Below are 7,339 nucleotides of genomic sequence, written 5' to 3' on the forward strand. Positions count from 1 at the left end.
GCCTTGCGCCCAACAAAAACCCCACTCTTTGTGTTATAGTGCCGCCCTCTTATCTCCTGCCGGGAGTCCCTGAATGCCGCACCGCGCTCATTTATTTTCCCTGCGCATCGCCAATGCCCTGCGCGAATCACTGAAAGAATCACCCTACACCGCACAACGTTTTGGCAAAGATATTATTGCCGGCATCACCGTCGGCATTATCGCCATTCCGCTGTCGATGGCGCTGGCCATTGCCAGTGGTGTCGCACCGCAATACGGTTTATACACCGCCATGATTGCCGGTTTTATTATTGCCCTGACCGGCGGCTCACGTTTCAGCATTTCCGGCCCCACCGCCGCCTTTGTAGTGATTCTTTATCCTATTGCGGAAAAATTCGGGCTGGGGGGACTGCTGCTGGCAACATTACTGTCAGGGCTGATTCTGATCGCCATGGCTTTTGCCCGTCTCGGCCGTTTTATTGAATACATACCTGAATCGGTGACGCTGGGGTTTACCTCCGGCATCGCTATCGTAATTGCCACCCTGCAATTAAAAGATTTTTTCGGGCTGACTATTCAATACCCGGAAACCTATGTCGGAAAAATCCATACCCTGACGCAGGCATTACCCGATTTTGATGGTGCCAGCCTGAGCGTTGGCCTCGCGACCTTTGCCACGCTGTTGCTGTGGAAAAAAATCAGCAGCCTGCCACCGCATATTCCGGCGCTGTTAATCGGTGTATTCGCCGCCTGGCTGCTGGGCTTACAGGGCCACGAAGTGGATACCATTGGCAGCCGTTTCAGTTATTTATTGCCAGATGGTTCGGTTGGTGCCGGTATTCCACCGATATTGCCGGAATTTTTCTGGCCCTGGGAACAGCCCGGTGCCGACGGCCAGCCGATTGGTTTGTCCTGGTCACTGTTGCAATTATTACTGCCCGCCGCCTTTTCCATAGCCATGCTCGGCGCCATTGAATCCCTGCTTTGCGCCGTGGTGCTCGACGGTATGACCAATACCCGCCACAGCGCTAACAGCGAATTATTAGGTCAGGGCATCGGCAATATTGTGGTGCCATTTTTTGGCGGAATTACCGCGACTGCGGCTATTGCCCGTTCGGCCGCCAATTTCCGTGCTGGTGCGCAAACGCCAATCGCCGCCATGATCCATGCACTGGTAGTGATGGCCGGTTTGCTGGTACTGGCACCGGTGCTGGCGCACTTACCCATGGCCTCGATGGCCGCGCTGTTATTACTGGTGGCGTGGAATATCAGCGAAGCCGATAAGGTACTGCACTTTTTCCGCACCGCGCCCAGAGGCGACATTATAGTATTGGCAACCTGTCTGAGCCTGACCGTACTGTTTGATATGGTGATCGCCATCGGCGTCGGTATCGTCCTCGCCTCACTGTTATTTATGCGCGATATTTCCGAGATGACCAAAGTCAGCGATATCAGCGACAACAGTAAATTAATCAGTAATCCACTGCCTGCAGGCTGGGCGGTATACAAAATTAATGGCCCGCTGTTTTTTGCCGCCGCCGACCGGATTTTTTCAGAATTAACCGCTCATACCCGCGATAAAAAAGCCGTGATTCTGTATATGGATGCCGTCCCCGTGATAGATGCCGGTGGCCTGGCGGCCTTGCTGAAATTTCTCAACGCCAGCGCCAAATACAATACCGAGGTACGTATTGCCGACCTGCAGTTTCAGCCGCTGAAAACCCTCGCGCGTTCCGGGCTCAAACCACAGGATAATGTGTTGGGGTTTTATCCCAGCCTGCAGGCGGCGTTGCCGTTGAATAGCGGGCAGACTGACCGCACTGCCGGTGACGCAGAGCAGTTGGTGTAATTTGATTTAATCAGAGTTCATCGAAGGAAACTGCAATCCCTTCGACAAGCTCAGGGCGAACGGTAAATAAAAGCCACCCGTGTAGCGGACTGCACACCCCTTCGACAAGCTCAGGGCGAACGGTGCTTTATCAGAGCCACCGGCGTGTTATATCAACTCCGCTCATCCTGAGCCGCGAGGTACGAGCGTGTCGAAGGACTGCAGGTTTATTTATGCTCATACACACCCTTCGACAAGCTCATGGCGAACGGTGCTTGATCAGAGCCAACGACGCGTTATATCGATTCCGTTCATCCTGAGCAGCGAGGCACGAGCGTGTCGAAGGACTGCAGGTTTATTTATTCCCATACAACCCTTCGACAAACTCAGTGCAAACGGTGCTTTATCAGAGCCACCGGCGCGTTATATCAACTCCGCTCATCCTGAGCCGCTAGGTACGAGCATGTCGAAGGACTGCAGGTTTATTTATTCCCATACAACCCTTCGACAAGCTCAGGACGAACGGTAAATAAAAGCCACCCGTGTAGCGGACTGCACACCCTTCGACAAGCTCAGGGCGAACGGTGTTTTATCAGAGCCACCGCGCATTATATCGATTCCGTTCATCCTGAGCAGCGAGGTACGAGCATGTCGAAGGACTGCAGGTTTATTTATTCCCATACACACCCTTCGACAAGCTCAGGGCGAACGGTATTTATTATTCCTTTTTAATCCCGCATAAAAAAAGCCCCGCGTGTAACGCAGGGCTTTTTATTTATCTTAACCCGGTAATTACTTACCTTTTAACTGCAGCGTCTCTACCGCCTGCGCTTTAACATCCGCCGCTTTAAACAGCATCGGACGCCATTGCAGGTTGCTGTAGTTCAGCGTCTGGTCGGTGAAAAATTCCGACTCAGGATCATGTGACTGACCGTAGCTCAGGAACATTTCTGCCTCAGGGCCGTTGTCACCGTATTGCAGTGCCATCACAAAGCTGGAGCCGTAGTTAATGCGGTAACGCTCGGTCGCACCATTGCCGTCTTCATCCAGTGATACCAGCGGCGAATCGGCGCGTTTGCTGCCCACCAGGTTGGTTGCCAGCTCGGAGGTTGAGCGTGATGGCACGGCACTGGAAGCCATATTAAATACGCCTTCATACGAGTTAGCACCGGTAATCGCAATCGGATCTTTGCCCTCTGCTTTAATCACGTACTGCACCGAACCCAGCGTGGCATCCAGTGCGATACCAGCATCGGTCAGGCGTTTCGCCGCCGCGGCCAGTGCCTGCAATACCGGGTCGTTATCCACATCACCGGCGTCAATTGCCACCAGACCCGATGGCGTAGTCGCCGGCTGCTGGGCACTGAAAGGTACGGCGAACAGGCTGTCAGACAAATCACGGTGGCCGGAAACACGGAAAGCCGCGAGGAATTCACGCATCACCTGCGCACCGGTGCTGTTCAGGTTGTACTTACCATCCCAGTTGGCCAGCGCGGTACAGGCGGCGGTTAAATCAAACGCCGAGCCGTTTACCTGAATGCTGTTGTGGTTGGTACAGCGGGTTACCAGTTCATTGCGGAAATCACCGGCAAACAGCGAGCCATTATGGGTCAGCACGGTTTCCAGTTCACCCAGGGTAAAGCGGTTATCAGCACCGGCCAGACCGGTTCCCGACATATCGCTGATCAGCTGGGCGTTGTAGCGGGTACGCGGGCTGCGCACAATCTGCTCAGGACCGTACATCAGGCTGTAGCCGGTCAGAGGTTCAGCCACGTTGGTCAGCCAGTGGCTGCTGTTGGCGTTGTACACATAGTCGCTGCGCGTAACCTGTGGCGCCTTGCTGAACGGCACCAGACCCGGCGCACCGGCATCGCCCGTGTCGACCCACTCATACAGCGAACTGGTACCCGGCAACAGCACACTGCCAGCGCCATCCTGCCAGATCGGTGCTAACTGCGGGCTCTTGGAAGCCACACCCCAGTAAGCTTCAGCCTGCGGGCTGAGCTGCGGTACCTGCGTGCCGTCAAGGTAAGAGGCCGTACCGTCATCGGCAATCATCAGGGTATTTACCCACGGGATGCCCTGATGGTCGGCAAAGGCCTGGAAGAATTCATCACGGGTTTTGGCTTTATTCATCGCCATCCACTGTTCCAGCATGCGGGTGTTACCGGCGTTGGCGTCGCGGAAGGTGACGGCCGAACTGGTTGTCCAGCCCAGTGCCGGAGACAGTGACGCCAGGTTCACCATCGGCCCAAAGTGGCTGAAGTACAGCGTGTGCGGCACATCCACCAGCGAGCCGTCGCCCTGCTTCACTTTTACCGTAACGGTTTTGCTGCTGAGCTCGCGGTATTCACCATCAAATTTGTAGCGCAGCGGATCGGCCGGATCGAGCTGCAGCTGATACAGGGTAAAGCGCTTCGACTGCGACACGGTGTGCGTCCAGCCCAGATTCTGGTTGTAACCGATTACCACCGCTGGCAGACCCACCATGCCCACGCCGTTGACATCCAGCTCACCGGGAATGGTCAGATGCTGCTGGTAGAAACGCAGCTCGCCGTCCCATGGGAAGTGAGGGTTTCCTAACAGCGCAGAGCTCGCGCCATCAACACGATCACTGCCCAGCGCCCAACCATTACTGCCAATGCCTTCAGAGGTAAAAACATGACCGGCATCCAGTTGTGCACTGTCGACCGCAGCAACCGTTGCTACCGGCGGCTGTGCCGCAGCCATCGCTGGCAGGAAGTTACGTGCACTCGACAGCCCGGCCAGATCCAGCTGATAAGCCAGCAGATCCTGCGCTGTAATGCTGGTGACCCAGTCGGCACCGCGACACGGCGACGGATATTCCTGCGGACCGGCACGCTCACTCAGCGAGCGGTTAAAACCGGCGGCATAGCCCTGCAGCAGCCCTTTGGTCGTTACTGATAAACCACTGTACAGCTGGGCGGCTTCAGCCGGATAATCCATGGCTTTGTAGCCCAGATCCGACAACAGGTTCGCGTTGCCGCTACCGGCACCGAAGTATTCGGATTTCTGTGATTTCAGTTTCAGCAGCTGTTCGGACAAGGTGCAGAGGTTTTCTCTGGCCTGCGCATAACCGATACCGTAACCCAGACTGGGATAGTCCCTGGCTTCAATATGCGGCACACCATGGGCGGTGTAAGTAATCTGTGCATCGTAGGAATGGCTTGCATTGCTCTTATCGTCATTGCAGCCTGTTAATAAGGCGCAGCTTAACGCGCTCAGCGCGTACAGGCCGGGCTTCTTCAGGACGGTGCCTAAATGCATTGAGGTTTCCTCACTTGTTATCATTATGTGACAGGAAATAGTATTAGACGCCGGAACGACAACAGGATCGTCCGTATCGATAGATCCGACACCAAAGAAAAATAACTTTAAAAACAACAACTTAGACGTACAGTTCGATCCATCCGAACTTTAGTTGGTCTCTCTGAGAGGTATTGATGAACTACGAAGCAGGTGCAGCAGCGCTGATCGGACTGTGCCTCAGCAGTGTACTGCTGCTGGCCACCCTGAGCTGGATGGTAAATCATGCCCACACCCGCCTGACCATCGCCTGGCTTTTGGGGCTGGCAACACTGGTGATGCTGCAATCACTGGAGTTTCTCTATCACGCCACCGATATGTTTCTGCGCTGGCCGTTTTTTCTGAAGCTGGTCGACCCATTGGTTGTGCTGCTGCCACTCACATTGTACGGCTACCAGCGCGCGCTGCAGGGCGACAATATTTTTCACCCGCGCAGGCAAATGCTGCTGCACTTATCTCCGGCCTTTATCGTCGCCTTAATGGACGTTCCTTACTGGAACCTGCCCGCCGCCGAACGCATCGACTGGATGCTGAAGGTACGGATCGACGAAAGCCTGTGGCAGCCACTGGCCCCTTACGGCAACGACTACCTCGCCATTATCGCCGGACTCAGCCTGCTGTACTGGTGGCGGCAGCGCACTCTGGGCTACCAGGGACGCAAAGCCAGACTCGGCAGTTGGATTAATAAACTGCAGACCGTACAGCTGATTATTGCCCTGTCATTGCTGGGCCGTATTCTGCTCAGCACTGGCTTTGGCTGGAACCTGTCGGTGGCCTTTGCCCTCGCTCCGACCAGTGCTTACCTGCTGTATCTGATGCTCAGCCACGTGCAGCTGCCGCAAAGCCATCCGCCGCGCCAGCCGCTGGCAATGTCACCCAAACCAGGCAGCACAGACCCGGCCAGCAGCAACGCCACACCAGCAGATGCCAGCGCAGCTGCCGCCAACAATGCCCAGCAGGAACTCTTCGCCGAGCTGCAGCAGGCGCTGGCCAACGGAGCCTTCCGTGATAACGAATTGTCACTCGGTAAACTTGCCGGCATCTGCGGCATGACCAGCCATCAGGCATCGGCCGCCATTAACCAGTGCTCAGGCAGTAATTTTTACGACTGGCTCAACCAGCACCGGATTGAAGCCGCAAAGCAGGCACTGCGCGACAGTGATACGCCGGTGTCGCGCATCTGTTTTGATGTGGGCTTTAATTCGAAATCGACCTTTAACACCGCATTCCGCCGCTTCAGTGGCTGTACGCCAACGGAGTACCGGCGCAGGAATCAGGGCTAAGGCTAGCCATATACAATGGCCTGCTACGCGCTGTGCAGAAATCGCTTCGTGATAAAACGGGTACCCGGAGCGGCTTTCAGCCGCGATAATGTCGGCTTATTTTGCAGCCACGTCGCGGGTTGGCTTTTATTTACCGTTCGCCCTGAGCTTATCGAAAGGGGTGTATGGGAATAAATAAACCTGCAGTCCTTCGACACGCTCGTACCTCGCGGCTCAGGATGAGCGGAGTTGATATGAATAGCGTTCGCCCTGAGCCTGTCGAAGGGGATGTATGAGAAGAAATAAACCTGCAGCCCTTCGACACGCTCGTGCCTCGCGGCTCAGGATGAGCGGAGTTGATATGAATAGCGTTCGCCCTGAGCCTGTCGAAGGGTATGTATGGGAATAAATAAACCTGCAGTCCTTCGACACGCTCGTGCCTCGCGGCTCAGGATGAGCGGAGTTGATATGAATAGCGTTCGCCCTGAGCCTGTCGAAGGGTATGCATGGGAATAAACAAACCTGCAGCCCTTCGACACGCTCGTGCCTCGCAGCTCAGGATGAGCGGAGTTGATATGAATACCATTCGCTTTTCAGAAATGGAGTATATAGCTTGCCATCTTTTGGGATTTTTCTTTTCTTGCTTCTTGTGGTCGCCACCGGACTGTATTCGATTGTGTTGACATGGAATTACATAAAAACAAAAGATTTAAGTTATGTGAAAAAACTCAGCACAATCTTGATATTGCCCGGGGTTCTGATTGGTTTTTCGCTTTACTCACATTTTCCGATAACGAAAGAAAGGGTGATCGGCACCTACGAAATTGACAATCGCTTTTATCCTAGGGCCTGTCGACATTAATTAAACAGACCTGTTATCGGCTAAAAATTTCTCAGGCAAGGCGCTGAGAGTGTGGCCTAACGGGTTAAGCGAGCGAACAGC

At 54.6% G+C, this 7,339-nt stretch carries 3 protein-coding genes; 2 read left to right on the forward strand and 1 reads right to left on the reverse strand.

Translation table 11 applies throughout. The annotated features are described in order from the left end of the window. Positions 1 to 73 precede the first annotated feature (73 nt). Positions 74 to 1,828, forward strand: coding sequence for a C4-dicarboxylic acid transporter DauA (dauA, locus tag NYR02_RS07855; protein ID WP_260975819.1), 1,755 nt, complete (start codon positions 74 to 76; stop codon positions 1,826 to 1,828). 771 nt (positions 1,829 to 2,599) lie between these two features. Here dauA and NYR02_RS07860 read toward each other — a convergent pair. After that, positions 2,600 to 5,095: a penicillin acylase family protein gene (locus NYR02_RS07860; RefSeq protein ID WP_260975820.1), complete on the reverse strand. Its 2,496-nt coding sequence runs from the start codon at positions 5,093 to 5,095 to the stop codon at positions 2,600 to 2,602. 176 nt (positions 5,096 to 5,271) lie between these two features. On the opposite strand from NYR02_RS07860, the gene NYR02_RS07865 reads away from it, so the two are divergent. Further along, on the forward strand, positions 5,272 to 6,417 hold the full coding sequence (locus NYR02_RS07865) for a helix-turn-helix domain-containing protein (RefSeq protein ID WP_260975821.1): 1,146 nt from the start codon (positions 5,272 to 5,274) through the stop codon (positions 6,415 to 6,417). Positions 6,418 to 7,339 lie beyond the last annotated feature (922 nt).

Source organism: Thalassolituus pacificus (assembly GCF_025318105.1).
GTDB classification, from domain to species: domain Bacteria; phylum Pseudomonadota; class Gammaproteobacteria; order Pseudomonadales; family Oceanobacteraceae; genus Venatoribacter; species Venatoribacter pacificus.